The organism is Peribacillus sp. R9-11 (genome assembly GCF_031345095.1).
GTDB classification, from domain to species: domain Bacteria; phylum Bacillota; class Bacilli; order Bacillales; family DSM-1321; genus Peribacillus; species Peribacillus butanolivorans.
The window spans coordinates 2,208,313-2,225,241 of sequence record NZ_CP133763.1; the positions used below are offsets into that span (position 1 = coordinate 2,208,313).

Below are 16,929 nucleotides of genomic sequence, written 5' to 3' on the forward strand. Positions count from 1 at the left end.
GGAAATTATGCAAATTAGACAAACTACAGATTATGAAAAAATTGCAAAATTAAATCGATATGTTCACAATTTGCATGCAAAGCTTTATCCCAGATATTTCAAGGAATATAACTATAGTGAAATTAAAGATACATTCAAAAGTTTAATCAACAACAACAGTTTTGTTTTCCTTCTTTTAGAAGATAATGAAGAATCAATTGGTTACGTGTGGATAGAGATTAGAAACTATCCAGAAAATGTTTTTAAAAATGGTTATAATTCTGTATATGTGCATCAGATTAGTATAGTTGAGAATCAAAAGAAAAAAGGTTATGGAACGAGGTTAATGGAAGAGGTATATAAAATAGCGAAAAGGAACGATATAGATTTAATTGAATTAGATTATTGGTTTGAAAACGATGATGCAAAAGAGTTCTATAAAAAACATCATTTTATAAAGTACAGAGAATTTGTTTATAAACAGTTATAGTTTATTGTTTAACTAACAGATGCGATACTTCAAATATAGGAAGGTCGCTTTTTCTTATTAAAGAAATGAGGGAGTTTAAGAAGAACTTCATATTGTATCCCTTTTATTTATATTTAAGATTTTAATAAAATGAATGATACTAGGGGGACTATTATGAAGGTTAATCAAAGAACAACATTTATTAATGAAAAAGAAGTTCAATACACACATATTGAAACCGGAAGTCCGGTTGTTTGTTTTATGTTTTCTGGAGCAGGTTACACGTATGAGAAGCCTTTATTTTATTATTCGACAATGACAATGCTTCAGAATCAGTATGATGTCGTTCATATTCATTATTCATACGGCCAGGATGTAATCAAGTTTCCATTGGAAGATATCACAAAAATCATTGTTAATGATGTCAATCACATCATTACTGAGGTGTTTAAAAATCAACGATATCAAGAAACGGTATTTTTAGGAAAATCACTTGGTACAATTCCTATCATCAACGGACTTATGAAAATTGATATGAATATGAATTCTAAAATGATTTTGCTTACACCACTTTTAAAGTTTGATTCAATTTTTGAAGCATTATTAAGTAGTAATCATTCAGCCCTTATTGTTATAGGCGAAAAAGACCCTCATTATATTTCTAGAAAAATCCAAGAAATTGAAAATAAAACAAATATAAAAATTGAAAAAGTCCCCAATGCTAATCATTCTTTAGATATTGAACCATTTGATACTTCAAAGTCCATTACAGTCTTAGAAAATGTAATGAAAAGAATAGACAAGTTCTTAAAATATAACTCTAGTTCAGCTAACGGGTGTGATTCTTCATAAAGTAGGATACACTGTATTCATTGATCAGTGCGTTAACCATCCTGCCCGCTTATATTACTCTGTTCAGTAAAAATAAAAAAAGTAGCCATCCATGATGTGGATTGGCTACTTTTCTTATTGTCTTATTGATTTAGAGCTGATATATAACGTTCATAATAATTTTTTACTCATGTTGTACCAAATTACTCTTCCATGCTCTGAGCTTGAAACACCGCTGTTGAGGTATCCATAGTTTTCATAGAAGCGAATTAAGTTCTCTTTACAAGTAAGTGTAATCGTTTCACGTTTGTTCGCTCTCGCTTCTTTTTCAAGATGAGCAAGTAACGCGGATGCCACGCCTCGTTTTTGGAAATGCGGGGACACCGCTAACCCTAAAATAGTTTGATAACCACCAGACCCTGGGTTTACCTGTATCTCACTAAAAAAATCATCTGTAATGAACGCTGTGTCAATGACTGGTCCATTGATTAAACCCGCGAGCACACCGTCCTCCTCCGCTACAAAAAAACTATCCGGGATTAATTGAATGCGCTTTTCGAACGCTTCTTTTGTAGCTGCTTCTTCTTTTGAAAAACAAAGATGTTCAATAACTACAAGTTCAGGTAAGTCTTCCATTTTTACTTTTCGTATGTTCAGCATATCTACCTTTCCTCCAAAATAAACCATATTCTTAAATTAATTATAATATTTTATTAAATAAATAGAGATTTAAATGTACATCTTCATCTCCTAACAAGATTTTCGTACATGAGTTTATTGTAACAAAAACTAGCATAGGTTAGGCCACTTGACTTTTCTAATTCAGCTTTTGGGGACAGCTGCATAAGGAAAAAGGTATAATTTAACGAAAACCTAAACAGGCAGGTGAGACAAATGACCTTGGAGAATTTTAATGAAATGCAAGAACGTGTAGAAAATGGAGAAGAATTTAGTTTTGACTATAAAAATGAGGAATACTGGATAAGTCAAAATCCAGATGAGTACTACCTTGCACGAGTTAGGGGTTCGATAACTCAAGAATTTGATACTTCCAAAGCTCTTTTTGAAAATGGAACGATTAAGGGAAGAAAACTTTTCGAAATTTATATGGATATTGATTGGAACTAATAGTGATTTTCTAAAAGGAGTACATTTTATGAAATTTACATGTCCATGCTGTGGTTATAAAACACTGAATGAAGAACCACCAGACACCTATGAAATTTGTGAAATCTACTTTTGGGAAGATGATGGCTATCAATATAAATATCCAGATGAAGACGACGCAAACAATATTTCCTTTAGAGAAGCACAACAAAACTTTATTAAATTAGGAGTTAGTGAAGGAGCCTTTTCGAAGAACGTAAGAAAACCAAAAAGGTCCGATATAAAGGATAATAATTGGAAACTATTAGGAAGGCTTGAGTAAAAAAATAGAAATACGGAGATTTCAGTTATTGAGGAGTGGGAGATATTCGTAGCTTGTGTTCACTAATAATTTTTTTATTCATGATCGCGGGATGTTCTAAGAATGAAATGGAATATTATTCGAATCCTAATATGGTAAGCGTAAACGATTTGATTTTACATAAAACAAAAATTGGTGAATATCAGGTGTTTGAATCTGACAGTAAATTGTCTATTGAAGGAAATGGTGAACCAATAGAGATTGATTTGCCTGAACATAGTCATCTCAAAAGCTTGCACTTATCCCATGATGAGCGGTATTTAGCCTTTGATAGTCAGGTTCAAGAGAGAGTGGAAATTTTCGTCGTGAATTTGCAAACAGGTGAATCTAGCAATATATCAGATTCATACGATTATGCTGGATACGAACAACCATATGGAATAGCTTGGTCTCCTGCTAAAAATATAATGGCCCTGATCGGTGGTTATCCTGATTCCGCAAGAATTGTCCTATTTGATATGGATTCAGGTGAAGAAGGACACGGGGGCTCAGAAATATTTAAAGACATATATGGTGTGAAATGGGATAGAGATGGAGAGTCGATTCATTACCTTGTGGATTCGTTTGATGGAGATGGTGATTATACAGAGTATCAAACAGAAATCCAATCTGACCATGAGTTGCTTGGGGGAACGATTAACAAGATCAAGGCATTAAATCAGGAAGAGTATGAAGAATGGTTTATTGATTAAAACACTAGTTAGGGTTGCTTCGGCAGCTCTTTTTTGTATGAAAACACTTTAGTGAAAGGCCATACTTAAATAAGCCCACCATATTCTAATTTTTTTGAAGGACGTAAATGTACTATGTCGTTATTTTAACTGGTTATGCAGTTTGTTGTTCAGATGGATCGATTGTATAGCCTTTCTTTTTTAGGTATTCGATCATTTTTAATTCTTTGTTATTTTGTTTTTCTTCAAGATAATTTGAGCCTAGTTCTTGATAGGGTTCCCCTGTTTTTAAGATGTTGTAAGCAATCGTTAGTAGTAAATGAGCAGAAGCGATTCGTCCCTTCATTTTTCCCTGCCGTTTGGTAATCCTTTTTCGATGTGAAGCAATTCGATTATTTTGTCTTGATGTCGCTAGTACACATTCTACAGCCATCGTTTTCAAAGCTTTGTTACCTTGTGTGGTTTTACTCGTTTTTTTTTTACCAGCACTTTCGTAATTTCCAGGACTCACACCAGCCCAAGAGGCAAGATGTTTAGCTGACTTAAATACGGACATATCCACGCCCATCTCTGCAATAAAAGTAGCTGCGGCAGCTTTGTTCACACCAGGTATTCCATCCAATAATTCTACTTCCTTACGATAGGGGGACAGGAGTTGATCGATTTGTTTTTCCAATTCTTCTATGGCTTTTTCTAAATAACTCATATGCTCCCAATGGTAACGCAACATATCACGATGATGACGGCGAATACGTCCATTAATTGCACTGGCAATGTCCGTAATACTAGCTTTTGTTCGCCAATCCACCATTTTTCGAAGACCATCGGTCTCTATTTTTTCACCGTTTAGAATCGCTTCAAGGATACGGCGTCCCGATACACCAAAAATGTCTGATAGTACGGATGTTAGCTTGATATTAGCATCTTGAAGAATTTTGTGAATGCGATTCTGCTCTGAAGTGCGATGATGAATCAATTTTTTTCGATAACGAGTAAGATCTCGTAAATCACGAATATCCCCCGGTGGAACAAAATTGCTTTCAATAAGTCCGCATCTTAGAAGCTTGGCAAGCCATTCGGCATCTTTCACATCAGTTTTACGCCCTGGAACATTTTTGACATGCCTGGCATTGGCAAGAACAAGGTGAAAAGAATCTTCGAGAATATTCCATATTGGTTTCCAGTAGACTCCGGTACTTTCCATCACAACATCGGATACCTGAAGGGTAGTTAACCAATCACTTAAAGCCAAGAGTCCCGTTGTTGTAGTTGAAAACGTTTCAATAGAGGTCTTTGGCTTTTTATCTAATGGACCAAATAATACACAGGCTACTACTGTTTCTTGGTGTACATCTAGGCCAGCACACCGTTCAATCATTGCTTCCATAGGAGAATCACCTCAATAAAAGATTAACAATACATATGACAGGAGATTTGTTACAAAAATTTTTGTATACGTACTTGTAATACACTAAATGGTTCTTCAATACTGTCACAACCAGTTTCTTATACAGGGTATCTTCCTTAAGATCCACCAAAAAAAGTTCAGCCTGGTTGTATTGTTATCATCCATTATCGTCAAGGAGTTAAAGGGTTAGACTCTATTTTGAGTATAGATTTTCGTAGTAGATGGTGGCGGCGAGGAGCGCCGCCATAGGAGTTTCTTATGAAGTTAACGGGCTATTTTACTGGAAGAATAATACTTTTGATATAATTGGTATATTAGTTATTTGTGATGGAGGTAATAAAAATGTTCAAATCGATTATTATATTTATTGTATCGTTATTTATTCTATATTTAGTAATTGAAAATGCTGTAAAAAACGGTATTAACCGTTCAAAAATTGGTCAACTCCTTGAATCGAAGTATGGTATCGAAGAAACTAAAAAGTCATCATTCTTAGATGATGATTTGGACAAAGAATAATAAGTTCATTCAACTAACTCGTGCAACTAATGTTATGTAAAATATGTATAGAAAAATAGTATTTGTCTAAAAGAAAGCATGTCCTCATATTTTTCATGGTAAAACTCTTTTTAAAGGAGAGGACCTTAAATGAGCGAACAAACAATCAAAGTGAATGGAATTACTATTTTTACTGAAAGCTTTGGAAATGTAAATGATCCAGCGATTTTACTGATGATGGGAGCCACTGCATCTATGGTATGGTGGGAAGAAGATTTCTGTCAACGCTTAGCAGACCGGGGCCTATATGTCATTCGGTATGATAGTCGTGATGTTGGCCGTTCAACTACGTATCCACCAGGAAACCCAGGATACTCCTTTGAAGATATGGCTGACGATGCTATTCATGTGTTAGATAGTTATGGTATTGAGCAAGCCCATATAGTAGGGATGTCAATGGGCGGCATGCTTACTCAAATGATTGCATTAAGACACCCTGAAAGGGTTTTGACAGTTACCCTTATTGCGACATCAAATTTTGCACCAGAGTTACCTCCAATGGAGGATAAAGTGACAAAATTTTTTGGTCAAGCAGGTGCAATAGACTGGACCAATGACCAATCCATTATTGAATTTATCGTGGGCAAATGGAGAATAATCTCTGGATCAAGACATACATTCGATGAACAGCGTATACACCGATTGGCAATCGAAGAAATAAGAAGGTCTAACAACATAGCTAGCATGAATAACCATGGTCTAATATCAGGAGGTGAGTCATACCTAACGAGAACGAAAGAAATTACTGTTCCTACTTTGATCATCCATGGTACTGAAGATCCAATTATTCCATACAAACATGGGAAGATGCTTGCTAACTTAATAAAAGATGCAGACTTATTCACATTGAATGGTACAGGGCATGAGCTTCACTATAACGATTGGGATGCATTGATTGATGTCATTACAAAACACACTCTACGGTTATCTTAATTATAAAAAATACTATTTTATTAATGTTGTTAAACTACTGGGTGATTTACTTCACTATGAGAGGTTGCTGAGGCAACCTTTTTTGTATGAAAACATATTCGTGAAAGGCCATACAAAATAAGCCCACCATATTTTAATTTTTTGAAGGACGTAAATGTGCTATGTCGTTATATTAACTGGTTATGCAGTTTGTTGTTCAGATGGAGCGATTGTATAGCCTTTCTTTTTTAGGAATTCGATCTTCGTTAATTTGTTTTTCTTCAAGGTAATTTGAGCCTAGATATGAGAGGGTTCTCCTGTTTTTAAGATGTTGTAAGCAATCGTCAATAGTAAATGAGCAGAAGCAATTCGTCCTTTCATTTTTCCCTGCCATTTGGTAATCCTTTTTCGATGTGAAGTAATTCGATTATCGATTATTTTGCCTTGACGTCGCTAGTACACACGCTACAACCATCGTTTTCAAAGCTTTGTTTCCTTGTGTGGTTTTACTTGTTTTTTTTACCAGCACTTTCATAATTTCCGGGACTCACACCCATACAACCCGGTGGCTACAACGTTTTCCGCTCTTCCCTTCTAGAGCTACAGGTGAGTTTTTTAATTTTAATCACTTCCTTAATTTAATTTAATTTTCTATGTATATAATTCTTAACAATATCAAAACCTATGAATAGCAACACATTACATTCATAGGAGCTGACAACATGGCTAGAAATAACAACAGTAATCAATTAGTAGTTAATGGTGCAGAGCAAGCTCTAGAACAAATGAAATACGAAATCGCTAGTGAATTTGGTGTTACACTTGGCGCTGATACAACATCGCGTGCAAACGGATCTGTTGGTGGAGAAATTACAAAACGTTTAGTGCAAATGGCTGAACAACAATTAGGTGGAAGAACTCGTTAATCGAAATCATAAGTAATGTTAGGGATAGTGATTGGGCTATCCCTATTTATATTAAAAAGGTATTATTCTACATGACCTTTAATAATCTTAATGTAGTCATCTTCAAACACTGTTTTTTGAAGTTTATTATTTGCATTAGGCTCCTAATCAATCTAAAAAATAATTGAGAAATAGTCACTGTTCTTTATACCTGATGGTGGGATAGAGGATAATGAACAACACGAAGAATGCCTTAGAAGAGACAGGTTATTCAATATCAGACCTCTCTTATATATTAAGTTAAAGTGATATTACTTAACCCAAATTTGGAAATTCCATCATCTCTAGATGAAGGTGTTATATATGAAAGACACTACACTCTTAATTGGCTAGTAAACCCTTATATGGAACAAGAATGGGGGGAAGTACGTACAGATACATAAAAGTTGAAATACATACTTTTATGCTCCTTTATCAGAGGCGAAAGATCAGGGTTCGAACTGACGCAGTTGATTATTTTTGTTAAATGTGAAGTTATATACTTAAACTAACGGGTGCGTTAACTGAAGATCAGAGCTGTCCTTAAGGCAGCTTTTTCTTTATGCAACTTTCGGGGCAGTATAGTTGAAGAAGGAACTTAAATTTAAATCTCGAATATCTAATGTAATCGGATAGCTAAAAATTTGATGAGATAGGAGTTAGATACGATGATAAAAGGTTTCGGAGGAATATTTTGGAGAACTAAGAATCTTGAAGTTATAAAAAAATGGTACAGTGAAGTGTTGAAGATAGAAATAGACAATTGGAATGGGACTGTGATAAAACCCCAATTAGGAAATGAGACTATCTTTTCTTTCTTTACCGAGAATGACAGTTATTTTCCAACAGAACAACAAGTGATGTTAAATTTCCAAGTATATAATCTAAACGAGACTATTAAGCATCTTGAACATATTGGTGTACCTCTTGCAAAGAAAAAAGAGATTAGTGAATTTGGAAATTTTATTTGGATTGAAGATCCTGAAGGTCGACTGGTCGAGCTTTGGGAGAAATAGCGGGTTGTAATCATTTGCTATTAAGCTAACAGGTGCGTTTGCTGAAGATCGGAGCTGTCCTTTAAGGCAGCTTTTTTTTTATGCAACTAAACCAGCTAATAGTTAGTCAACATTTTTCAATGAAAACTTAAAATATTTCATGCTATACTAAATTTGTGCATGCTAAATAACCTTCCAATGAACTATATTTGGAAAGTTTTGTGCTATTTAGTTATACTTTTAAACTAGGTTAGATCTTGGAAAGTCGAGTTATTTTGTAATAGTGCATAAATCCATTGTAGAAGCTTATTGGCACATGCTATCACAGCTACTTTAAAGGGCTTTCCTTCTTCACGTTTCTTATCATAGAACTCTCGTAATCTTTTGTTCCGAGGGATGATTTCATCTGTCGTTTTCTTCTTGCGACAATCACGAATGGCACAACGAACTGCCATATATAAGGCATGGCGTAGTCTACCAGAACCTCTTTTGGTAATCCGATTTACTGAGCCTTTAAATTTACCTGATTCAAAGATACTTGGATCAATTCCGGCAAATGCCACTAGTTTTTTAGGGTGATTAAACCGATCAATCTCTCCAATTTCAGAAATAATCGTTGTAGCGATTTTTTCACCGATACCAGGGATGGATTGGATAATCTTATATTCTTCAATTTCTTTTGCCAAAGCATTTATCTCTTCTTCAAATTTGGATAGGTGCTTTTGGTATTCTAGAAGCATTTTTATATACATCTCTAGGCTTAAAATGTGACTCTGATATAAAGTTCTCTGAAAAGGATTTCGAGCTGAGGCAGCCATAAGTTTCTCTGCCTGTGTATTCGCCCACTTTCTAGAACGACTTGGACAAAGTTCATTAATCCTATTTGCTACAGTTTCTTCATCGACTGCTGATATGTCTTCAGAAGTAGGGAATTCTAATAGAGTAAGCAAAGAAACAACCGAATACAAATCTCCAAAAACCCCTCTATATTCAGGAAATACTTGATCAAGAACAGCCTGAAACTGTAGTTTTGTTTGTACATAGATACCTGTTATATTTGCATGTTGTCTTGAAAGATTACGAAGATTTAAGAGTTGTATCCCTCGTTTTTTATAAGGCTCTAAATCCTCTTTATAGTACAGCTCGCAGAGGTGACGTGCATCGATTAAATCTGTCTTTACTTTCCGTAAACTAGAGCTCTTCGCACGATAAGAAATGAGTGGGTTAACGATAATTAATAAGTAACCTCTCTCCTCAAAATACTGTACAACGGGCGTATGATAATGCCCAGTAGACTCTAAAACGACCGGAGGTCGAATTCCTGTTACGTTTTCTATCTCTCTAAGATATTGGTGTAAGCTCTCTAGTCCTTCAATGGTATGTGCTACTTTAAAACTTCTTTTATAAGGCTTCTTTTTATCCAAGAACGCTTGAACCTGACTTTCACCTTTAGCTACATCCAGACCAACCACTGGATTCATTTTTTATCTCCTCCAAAAACATAATATTGCCGGTAACCCCTAATCCTTCTTGCAGTATCATAGCTTCGCTTGTTATACGAGATCTTGGTCCCAACCAGCCAAATCATGTTTAAGCAAGTAGGGGGCGAACTGTTTAGTTGACGGGGTCCAAGCCCCACGGGCAGGAACGTTCTACCCCGGCTACCGTTATCATATATCGATATAAAAATTGTTCAACCAGAAATAACTGGCTGACCTTTATAATACGATCGGGGCAGGATAGTTGCAGAGTGCTGTTTAATCTTTTTTCAACAATTGGGCCGGATTGTAAACAACAACTCTTAAAAAATTGAATCACTGAAAGGTAACTTTCTGAAAATTATGGAATTTTTTTATTTTATGGTTGTTTTTACCTGTTATTAGACATATCATAATGATATATCAATTTGATATATCATTGTGATATGTGGAAGGGGATTATTACATGTCAATTGAAAGTTCTATTCTTGCTATATTAAGCTTTTGGCCCAGTACAGGATACAATATTAAAGCAGAGTTTGAGCATAAAGCTGCCGGCTTATACTGGGGAATGAGTTATGGGAGTATTTATCCGAAATTAAAGAAGCTTGAAGAAGAAGGACTTGTTTATCCTATTGAACAAGAGGAAGAGGGACGTAAAAAGAAACTTTATGAACTTACCCCAAAAGGGTGGGAGGAATTTGAAAACTGGCTTCGACTCCCTCCTGCCTACCCAATTATTAGAGACGAATTATTAATGAAGATGTCCACTTGGCACGAAGATATGGAAAGCTCAGTATTAATCAGTCATCTACTAAAAAGAAAAGAGACAACCGAAGATTTACTTGAATTTGTAAAAGCCTGGCCAACAAACGGAAGCTCTTACATCAGTAATGTGGGTATGCTAACCATCCGCTATGCCGAATTACGACTGGAAGCTGAGTTGAAATGGATTGAAGAATCGATAAATGCATTGGGAAATAATCAACTTCCAAAAGGGCAGGATCCAAATGGGAATACAGAAAAACTGCTAGCAAGACGAAGAGAGGCAACCCAAGGAGAAAAGGAGAAATAACTCATGAAAGCTGGAATATTTGAGCCTTTAAAATTCCGTCCATTTCGTTCATTATTTGGCGCGCAGCTATTTTCTGATCTGGGTAATTGGCTCGATTTTATTGCTTTACAGGTTATTGTTGCTTACCATTGGGGGCTAGATGAAACAGCCATTGCCGCAGTGATCATTGTATTAGGGCTACCTTGGGTCATCATAGGTCCCTTTGCAAGTGTATTCGTGGATCGACTTCCAAAAAAGCAAATGATGATCATTTGTTTATTTTTAAGGATCATGTTTGTAGGAGGGCTGTTTTTTGCTCCTAACCTTTATATCCTTTTAATATTTGTGTTTTTGAAGGGAACAGTCGCAGCAATTTACGACCCAGCAAGACAAAGTATGATTAGGTTTACGGTCCCTGATAACCACCTTCCAGAGGCGGTAACACTTAGTCAGCTTTCCGTTAATACGATGAAAATTGTTGGTCCTGCACTTGGAGGAGGCGTCATAGCTTTATTTGGAGCAAAAAGTCCATTCTTATTTGAAGCTGCAGGTTTTTTCATCGCTATATTAATTTTATTAACTCTTCCCAACATGGATGAAAAAGAAATGAATTCTGACATTAAATCTGAAAAGAAAAATAGGAATAATGGTCACTATTGGAAAGAACTATTAGATGGCATTAAGCACATTTCATATACCCCATTATTAAAAAGCTCAGTTATCCTATCCTCTGTAGCGTTTTTTATTATTTTCCTGTACGATGGACTATTCGTATTTATTGCCCAAAACCTTGGCTTCACGCAAGGGAATTTTGGGTTACTGATTAGTGCTGTGGGTCTGGGAAGCGTGGCAGGCTCACTTTTAATGGGCAACTGGACTCATTGGAAAAGAAAACCTATTCATTTTATGTCAAGTGCATTACTTTTTAGCGGTTCATTAATAATTGTAATGGGACTTGGTAGTATGGAGATTGTAAATCTTCCTGTATTAGCCTGGGTGATTGGCGCATTTTTCCTTGGTTTCATGGGCTCTGGTGAGTCGGTCCCTTATGGATTTATCTTGCAATCGGAGACACCCAAGCAAATGATGGGCAGAGTATCTGCTGCGGCCACATCATTACAAACCTTTTCTATGCTTATTGCACCTGCTTTGGGATCCCTTCTTGCCAAATGGCTTGGAGTTTCTTTCGTCTTGATAGGAGCAGGAGGGGCAACCTGCTTATTGGGTGCAATTGTCCTCATCTTTATCGTGAGAAGAATAAACGTTCAAAAAGATATTCAGGAAAAACAATTCCAAGCTTAAAAAGTTACATGACGATACAATTTATTTTGGAACATGAACGTTGAAGTTGGGAGGAGGTTTTTAACAACCGTAATTTATTGGTCATAAAAAGTAAAGCAAGATGAAATTAGTATGATTCTTGAACTCTATCAGATTGCATTCCACAATTGGGCGCTATTCTTGAATAAGGTTCGCTTTATAGAACTAACGGGTGCTTTACTTCAATAAGGAAGGTTGCTGAGGCAGCCTTTTTCTTATGGCGCTAACGGGGAAGGATAGTTCCATAAGGTAATATGGTAAAATGACATAAACCTAGCCTTTAATATTGGCTATGTTAAAGGAAATGGTTGCTTTATCGTTAAATAATTTGGATGATTCGATTTTCTTAAAGATACCAGGAGATTTATATTAAGATAAATATGAGATTGGGCAGTCTAGTAAAATTTAAAAAGCAAGAGAGGAAAAAATATTTATGATTGTGAAAGTCGAATTTATGTACGAAGAGGATACTGAATATATAAGTTGTCTTGCAAAAGTAGGGAGAAATATACATCAGTTGCAGAGAGAATTTGATAAATGGTTATATGACAGAGAAAACAAGCATTCATACTGGGAAGTCGCAGGAGAAGATGAGGAAGGCGAAAAAATTTTTGGAGTCTGTTTTAATGGAGAGGCTTTCGTATATTGGCTTAACAATGTAAGGTTCAACAAAGATAAAAAAGTTGCAAAGCTAATAGAAACACCAAATAAACTACCTAAGAAGAAAATTAGGTTTTAAATTAACAGGTGCATGACCAAAAATTAATTGATAGAGAAGAATGACTATGTTGTTAAACTAACAAGTGCTGATCGGCAGCTCCTTATTTTAATGGAACTTAAGGGGCAGGTTGGTTCACGAGTGCTGTTTAATCTTTGTTCTACAATTGGTCTTAGTATGTTGAACAATACAGACTGGTGTAGATTTAAAATAAAGATTGAAAATTAATAAAATACTTTGATCATTTGCAAAAAAGATAGATAAAAATATTCGTAAAAGACCATCTCCTAGAAAATCAATTTTTAAGAGATGGTCTTTTAATTTTCTGGAAAATGCTGTTTTTAAGGATGAATAATTCAATAAAATACTCATTAATATGTTGTTCACACTATATTTAACCAAGCGTCTGCTAACTTTTCAATTCCTTTACGTATTTCACAATCCTCTAAGCCGGCAAAACCGAGCTGAATAGTGGGGTGACCTGGAAAATTCTCTACGTGAAATGGGGAGCATGGATATACTTTAACGCCGTTTTTGAGCGCTTCTTTGACGAGCCACTCTTCTCTTTGCTTTGTTGTAACTTCAATGACAATATAGAGACCAGAGGAGCCACCTATAATTGTAACAGTATCTTTAAAGTACATTTGAATGGTGTCACATAACACCTTCATTTTACGTTTATATATTGTTTTCATTTTACGTAAATGTGCATACCAATATCCTTCTTCTATAAAATGATGGATTGTACGTTGGTGAAGTGTTGATGCTGTTTGCTCTAGTAAAGGTGCAATTTGATGGTATCTAACTAGTAATTCTTTTGGTAGCACCATATAGCTCAGCCGAATGGAAGGCAATAATGCCTTAGAAAAAGTACTCAAGTATATGATATGCTCACTGTTTGTTAAACTTTGTAATGAAGGTATAGGCTGCTGTTTATAGCGAAATTCACTATCATAATCATCTTCGATAATATACCCATTTACTTTTTCAGCCCATTCAATTAAATTATATCTTTCGTTGATAGGCATAGTTATCCCTAGTGGAAACTGATGTGATGGTGTTACGTAAACTAACCGAGCATTACACTTATCTAAGTGTGTGATGTCAATGCCGTCCTCTTTAACAGGTATGGGCACAACTGAATATGATTGTAATAAAAAAAGTTCTCTGGCACCATTATATCCGGGATCTTCTACAGCGATTTGATTATGTTCTTCTTTTAAAAGGATTGATAAAATCATCAAAAGTTGCTGTGTGCTACTACCAATAACAATTTGTTCACTGGTTGCTCTCACCCCTCTTGATTGAAATAAATACTTTGCTAAAGATTCTCGTAATAATAAATCCCCTTGATTCGCTCCATATTGATAAATCAGATTATCTTTTAGGACTTTATTCGAAAGAGAGCGCCATTTCGCTAGAGGAAAGTTGTTTCCATCTACAGCTCCAGCTTGAAAATCAATTGTAGGATTTACAATACTCTTAGATGATGCTTTGGTATGACGTATTATCTCGGAAATAGGTAATAGTTCCGAAATAGAAGCTTGTACATAATAACCTTTTTTATATTCACTGCGAATGTAACCCTCTGCTTGTAATTGTTCATAAGCCAGCTGTGACGTATTACGGCTCACTTGTAACATCTCTGCAAGCTGCCTAACAGATGGTAGTTTCGAATTCTCTACAATTTTACCTGAGACAATTTGGGCTTTAATATAGCGATAAACTTGTTGATACATAGGTAGAGTGCTGTTTCGATCAACATTAAATACAAGTTCTTTCATTCTACGCACCTCATCTGTCATTTTTAAATATTATAAACTGTACCTTTTCGAAATGACAATGAAAGTGAATAATAGTATTATATATAATTCGTTGAAAAGGAGAATGTAACATGGAATTTTATAAAGCAAATAAGTTTGACGTTGAAGGAGTAGCACAACTTTTTGATTTATACCGTCAATTTTATGATCAGTCAGAGAATTTAACAGAGGCACATAAATTTATTGAGGAACGTCTTTTAATTGGAGACTCGATCATTTTTGTGGCAAAAAAAGAGGAGCAATATGTAGGATTTGCACAGCTCTATCCAACCTATTCATCAATTTCAATGAAGAAGGCATGGATTTTAAATGATTTATTTGTAATGGAAACTGAAAGGCACTCTGGTGTGGCCCAGCAGTTATTACAATTATCCATTGAATTATGCCACCAAACTGATGCCAAGTATTTAACCTTAGAAACAGCCTCTACTAATGTAAAAGCCAAAAAATTATATGAAAAGAACGGATTTGTTCGTGATGCTACTTTTGAACACTATACTTTAAGCTTGGCGTCAACTGACAATAAAGTCCTTTAATAATATACGTTCCTATTATGGGGTAATATAAAAGTTCAATTTATTTTAGGAGGAATGGAAATGGAACAACGCATTAATTATCTTGAAGTAGCACCTGAAGCACTTAACATTATGATGGAAATGGAGAAGTATACTAAATCTACTGGAATAGACCGTAAACTACGTGAACTAATTAAAATCCGTGCTTCTCAAATAAATGGCTGTGCTTTTTGTCTTAATATGCATACCTCTGACGCTCGAAAAATGGGTGAAACGGAACAGCGTTTATACTGCGTCAGCGCATGGAGAGAATGCGATTTCTACACAGATGCTGAAAAAGTGGCATTAGAATTAACTGAACATGTGACGTTAGTTCCAACTAAGCGTGTACCTGATGATCTTTATAATCGAGTGTGTATACATTTTAATGAAAAAGACTATGTAGATCTTGTTATTTTGATCAATCAAATTAATAGTTGGAATCGACTTTCCATTTCAATGGGGAATTTCGCAACTGCAGCAAAATAAGAAATTTTTATCCCTATATTAAGAATAAATTTTCAGCAATCGGCGCTTTAATGGAATAAGGATCACAGAAATGATCAAACTTTTTTATAAAAGAATGATTCAATTGAATATATTAAAAGCGTGTTTTGATCAATCTTTTTTCAAAACAGGCTTTTAATATTTGCTCTTTTATAAGGTTTATAGAGTTAATTTAATCAAACTTTTTTACAAAGCTACAGAAGGACACAATATATTGTTTGCTAAACTTTATACAAAAAACAGCTGTCGACTTTGTCGACAGCCTGAGGCATCATATTAAATATGGTGTCTTTTTTATTATTTTAAGGGGATTTCGAAATCTCCAATAGTCAAAGTATTCCCATCTTCTGTTTTGTAATTTTTACGATCTATCATAATATCGCCAGCTTGATCTGTGCTATCTTTATATTCGGATTGAGGTTTATAAGTAAAAGGGAATTGGTCATAACTGTAAAATTAGAAGCTCCATAAATACCCCAACTCAGCATAACTGCCCCAATTCTTAATGCTTCCTTCTCCTTTGGAAGATTGCGTTTCAAGAGCAGGGCATAAAATACCGTTTCTAATTCCTTTTTAATTTTTTGTTCTATTATCGCACTAATAGACTCATAACTCTTTCTGCATTGTGTACTTAACTCAGGCTGAAAGTTAGTCACCGCAAGAAATATTTTTATAATTGTAGCTTCGTTTAAAGTATCATGAGAATTTAACTTATCCTGGATAATTTTTACTGTTTTTTTGATATAACAGCATCGAGCAAATCGTATTTATCAATGAAATGAACATAAAACGTTGCGCGATTAACGGTTGCTTCATCTGTAATTTCTTTTATCGTAATATCTTTAAACTCCTTCACTTGTGCCACGGTAATAAAAGAAGCTATTAAAAGCCTTCTTGTTCGTAAAACACGTGGGTCTATCTTTATTTCCTTTTTGTTCAAAAGGCCAAGACTCTTGTTCATACATGCCGTCAACAAGGGATACCTGTTATTTTCACTCGACATATAAGTAGAGGGATGCCATAGGCCAAGTAAACAAAGAACCGTTGAATAAATAAGGGGAACCTATCTATTATGACTCTGATATGGATTCTTTTGAGATTACAGATGAGATAAAACCTCACAAAAATGACATCACTTAGTGAACTTTTCATCAAAAAGGCTATTGATAAACAACGTGTAAAGGATGGAGTATAGACTGTAAAGAATTTGTGAGAACAAGAATTTAATCCTGAATTAAAC

The 16,929-nt window shown here is 35.1% G+C and carries 21 protein-coding genes; 15 read left to right on the forward strand and 6 right to left on the reverse strand.

Annotated elements, in window-relative coordinates; genetic code table 11:
* The first annotated feature begins 7 nt into the window (after positions 1 to 7).
* Both RE409_RS10825 and RE409_RS10830 read left to right on the forward strand, forming a co-directional pair.
* Positions 8 to 469, forward strand: a complete 462-nt coding sequence (locus RE409_RS10825) for a GNAT family N-acetyltransferase (protein WP_201249712.1) — start codon at positions 8 to 10, stop codon at positions 467 to 469.
* A 153-nt stretch (positions 470 to 622) separates the two neighbouring features.
* Positions 623 to 1,300 carry an alpha/beta family hydrolase gene (locus RE409_RS10830; protein WP_201249711.1) on the forward strand — a complete coding sequence of 226 codons (678 nt, stop codon included), beginning with the start codon at positions 623 to 625 and terminating at the stop codon, positions 1,298 to 1,300.
* A 150-nt stretch (positions 1,301 to 1,450) separates the two neighbouring features.
* Here the strand turns inward: RE409_RS10830 and RE409_RS10835 are convergent, their stop codons facing one another.
* A complete protein-coding gene (locus RE409_RS10835) occupies positions 1,451 to 1,939 on the reverse strand; it encodes a GNAT family N-acetyltransferase (RefSeq protein ID WP_309558948.1) in 489 nt (162 codons plus the stop codon).
* A 234-nt stretch (positions 1,940 to 2,173) separates the two neighbouring features.
* On the opposite strand from RE409_RS10835, the gene RE409_RS10840 reads away from it, so the two are divergent.
* The 3 genes from RE409_RS10840 to RE409_RS10850 all read left to right on the forward strand — a co-directional run bounded on the left by RE409_RS10840 (position 2,174) and on the right by RE409_RS10850 (position 3,439).
* Positions 2,174 to 2,407 (forward strand): hypothetical protein, encoded by a 234-nt coding sequence (locus tag RE409_RS10840; RefSeq protein ID WP_201249709.1) that lies wholly within the window; start codon positions 2,174 to 2,176, stop codon positions 2,405 to 2,407.
* A 28-nt stretch (positions 2,408 to 2,435) separates the two neighbouring features.
* Positions 2,436 to 2,708, forward strand: a complete 273-nt coding sequence (locus RE409_RS10845) for a CPCC family cysteine-rich protein (protein WP_201224908.1) — start codon at positions 2,436 to 2,438, stop codon at positions 2,706 to 2,708.
* Between the two features lie 107 nt (positions 2,709 to 2,815).
* Positions 2,816 to 3,439, forward strand: a complete 624-nt coding sequence (locus RE409_RS10850; protein ID WP_201224907.1) for a hypothetical protein — start codon at positions 2,816 to 2,818, stop codon at positions 3,437 to 3,439.
* A gap of 133 nt (positions 3,440 to 3,572) precedes the next feature.
* Here RE409_RS10850 and RE409_RS10855 read toward each other — a convergent pair whose 3' ends face one another.
* The gene (locus RE409_RS10855; RefSeq protein ID WP_309558949.1) at positions 3,573 to 4,805 is read right to left on the reverse strand and encodes an IS110 family RNA-guided transposase; all 1,233 of its coding nucleotides are present in this window, start codon (positions 4,803 to 4,805) and stop codon (positions 3,573 to 3,575) included.
* A 348-nt stretch (positions 4,806 to 5,153) separates the two neighbouring features.
* Here RE409_RS10855 and RE409_RS10860 point away from each other — a divergent pair, with 348 nt between their 5' ends.
* From RE409_RS10860 to RE409_RS10880, 5 genes are all read left to right on the forward strand, one after another.
* On the forward strand, positions 5,154 to 5,345 hold the full coding sequence (locus tag RE409_RS10860; protein ID WP_053345565.1) for a hypothetical protein: 192 nt from the start codon (positions 5,154 to 5,156) through the stop codon (positions 5,343 to 5,345).
* Positions 5,346 to 5,474: 129 nt separating this feature from the next.
* Positions 5,475 to 6,317: an alpha/beta fold macrolide esterase gene (locus RE409_RS10865; protein ID WP_309558950.1), complete on the forward strand. Its 843-nt coding sequence runs from the start codon at positions 5,475 to 5,477 to the stop codon at positions 6,315 to 6,317.
* A gap of 701 nt (positions 6,318 to 7,018) precedes the next feature.
* On the forward strand, positions 7,019 to 7,222 hold the full coding sequence (locus RE409_RS10870; protein WP_034304517.1) for an alpha/beta-type small acid-soluble spore protein: 204 nt from the start codon (positions 7,019 to 7,021) through the stop codon (positions 7,220 to 7,222).
* 284 nt (positions 7,223 to 7,506) lie between these two features.
* A complete protein-coding gene (locus RE409_RS10875) occupies positions 7,507 to 7,644 on the forward strand; it encodes a DUF4272 domain-containing protein (protein WP_201181098.1) in 138 nt (45 codons plus the stop codon).
* A gap of 264 nt (positions 7,645 to 7,908) precedes the next feature.
* Positions 7,909 to 8,256, forward strand: a complete 348-nt coding sequence (locus RE409_RS10880; RefSeq protein ID WP_201224904.1) for a VOC family protein — start codon at positions 7,909 to 7,911, stop codon at positions 8,254 to 8,256.
* 224 nt (positions 8,257 to 8,480) lie between these two features.
* Here RE409_RS10880 and RE409_RS10885 read toward each other — a convergent pair whose 3' ends face one another.
* A complete protein-coding gene (locus RE409_RS10885) occupies positions 8,481 to 9,716 on the reverse strand; it encodes an IS110 family RNA-guided transposase (RefSeq protein ID WP_116821653.1) in 1,236 nt (411 codons plus the stop codon).
* 463 nt (positions 9,717 to 10,179) lie between these two features.
* Between RE409_RS10885 and RE409_RS10890 the strand changes: the two genes are divergently transcribed.
* From RE409_RS10890 to RE409_RS10900, 3 genes are all read left to right on the forward strand, one after another.
* Positions 10,180 to 10,788 (forward strand): PadR family transcriptional regulator, encoded by a 609-nt coding sequence (locus tag RE409_RS10890; RefSeq protein WP_201224903.1) that lies wholly within the window; start codon positions 10,180 to 10,182, stop codon positions 10,786 to 10,788.
* Positions 10,789 to 10,791: 3 nt separating this feature from the next.
* Positions 10,792 to 12,069: an MFS transporter gene (locus tag RE409_RS10895; RefSeq protein ID WP_309558952.1), complete on the forward strand. Its 1,278-nt coding sequence runs from the start codon at positions 10,792 to 10,794 to the stop codon at positions 12,067 to 12,069.
* 451 nt (positions 12,070 to 12,520) lie between these two features.
* Entirely contained in the window at positions 12,521 to 12,826 is a 306-nt protein-coding gene (locus RE409_RS10900; RefSeq protein WP_201181094.1) for a hypothetical protein, read from the forward strand.
* A 362-nt stretch (positions 12,827 to 13,188) separates the two neighbouring features.
* On the opposite strand, the gene RE409_RS10905 is transcribed toward RE409_RS10900, so the two are convergent.
* Entirely contained in the window at positions 13,189 to 14,589 is a 1,401-nt protein-coding gene (locus RE409_RS10905; protein WP_201224900.1) for a MocR-like pyridoxine biosynthesis transcription factor PdxR, read from the reverse strand.
* Positions 14,590 to 14,699: 110 nt separating this feature from the next.
* On the opposite strand from RE409_RS10905, the gene RE409_RS10910 reads away from it, so the two are divergent.
* Both RE409_RS10910 and RE409_RS10915 read left to right on the forward strand, forming a co-directional pair.
* Entirely contained in the window at positions 14,700 to 15,164 is a 465-nt protein-coding gene (locus RE409_RS10910) for a GNAT family N-acetyltransferase (protein WP_201249708.1), read from the forward strand.
* A 60-nt stretch (positions 15,165 to 15,224) separates the two neighbouring features.
* A complete protein-coding gene (locus RE409_RS10915) occupies positions 15,225 to 15,671 on the forward strand; it encodes a carboxymuconolactone decarboxylase family protein (protein ID WP_201181088.1) in 447 nt (148 codons plus the stop codon).
* A gap of 389 nt (positions 15,672 to 16,060) precedes the next feature.
* On the opposite strand, the gene RE409_RS10920 is transcribed toward RE409_RS10915, so the two are convergent.
* On the reverse strand, positions 16,061 to 16,345 hold the full coding sequence (locus RE409_RS10920) for a hypothetical protein (protein ID WP_309558953.1): 285 nt from the start codon (positions 16,343 to 16,345) through the stop codon (positions 16,061 to 16,063).
* Positions 16,346 to 16,416: 71 nt separating this feature from the next.
* Entirely contained in the window at positions 16,417 to 16,650 is a 234-nt protein-coding gene (locus tag RE409_RS10925) for a TetR/AcrR family transcriptional regulator (RefSeq protein WP_207205074.1), read from the reverse strand.
* Positions 16,651 to 16,929 lie beyond the last annotated feature (279 nt).

Excerpts from the sequence above, each read along its gene's own strand:
- RE409_RS10870 (WP_034304517.1), top strand. The coding sequence starts at position 7,019 with ATGGCTAGAAATAACAACAGTAATCAATTAGTAGTTAATGGTGCAGAG.
- RE409_RS10895 (WP_309558952.1), top strand. The coding sequence starts at position 10,792 with ATGAAAGCTGGAATATTTGAGCCTTTAAAATTCCGTCCATTTCGTTCA.
- RE409_RS10840 (WP_201249709.1), top strand. The coding sequence starts at position 2,174 with ATGACCTTGGAGAATTTTAATGAAATGCAAGAACGTGTAGAAAATGGA.
- RE409_RS10860 (WP_053345565.1), top strand. The coding sequence starts at position 5,154 with ATGGAGGTAATAAAAATGTTCAAATCGATTATTATATTTATTGTATCG.
- RE409_RS10890 (WP_201224903.1), top strand. The coding sequence starts at position 10,180 with ATGTCAATTGAAAGTTCTATTCTTGCTATATTAAGCTTTTGGCCCAGT.
- RE409_RS10865 (WP_309558950.1), top strand. The coding sequence starts at position 5,475 with ATGAGCGAACAAACAATCAAAGTGAATGGAATTACTATTTTTACTGAA.
- RE409_RS10915 (WP_201181088.1), top strand. The coding sequence starts at position 15,225 with ATGGAACAACGCATTAATTATCTTGAAGTAGCACCTGAAGCACTTAAC.
- RE409_RS10835 (WP_309558948.1), bottom strand. The coding sequence starts at position 1,939 with ATGCTGAACATACGAAAAGTAAAAATGGAAGACTTACCTGAACTTGTA.
- RE409_RS10850 (WP_201224907.1), top strand. The coding sequence starts at position 2,816 with ATGGAATATTATTCGAATCCTAATATGGTAAGCGTAAACGATTTGATT.
- RE409_RS10880 (WP_201224904.1), top strand. The coding sequence starts at position 7,909 with ATGATAAAAGGTTTCGGAGGAATATTTTGGAGAACTAAGAATCTTGAA.
- RE409_RS10905 (WP_201224900.1), bottom strand. The coding sequence starts at position 14,589 with ATGAAAGAACTTGTATTTAATGTTGATCGAAACAGCACTCTACCTATG.
- RE409_RS10925 (WP_207205074.1), bottom strand. The coding sequence starts at position 16,650 with ATGAACAAGAGTCTTGGCCTTTTGAACAAAAAGGAAATAAAGATAGAC.
- RE409_RS10885 (WP_116821653.1), bottom strand. The coding sequence starts at position 9,716 with ATGAATCCAGTGGTTGGTCTGGATGTAGCTAAAGGTGAAAGTCAGGTT.
- RE409_RS10855 (WP_309558949.1), bottom strand. The coding sequence starts at position 4,805 with ATGGAAGCAATGATTGAACGGTGTGCTGGCCTAGATGTACACCAAGAA.
- RE409_RS10825 (WP_201249712.1), top strand. The coding sequence starts at position 8 with ATGCAAATTAGACAAACTACAGATTATGAAAAAATTGCAAAATTAAAT.
- RE409_RS10910 (WP_201249708.1), top strand. The coding sequence starts at position 14,700 with ATGGAATTTTATAAAGCAAATAAGTTTGACGTTGAAGGAGTAGCACAA.
- RE409_RS10830 (WP_201249711.1), top strand. The coding sequence starts at position 623 with ATGAAGGTTAATCAAAGAACAACATTTATTAATGAAAAAGAAGTTCAA.
- RE409_RS10900 (WP_201181094.1), top strand. The coding sequence starts at position 12,521 with ATGATTGTGAAAGTCGAATTTATGTACGAAGAGGATACTGAATATATA.
- RE409_RS10845 (WP_201224908.1), top strand. The coding sequence starts at position 2,436 with ATGAAATTTACATGTCCATGCTGTGGTTATAAAACACTGAATGAAGAA.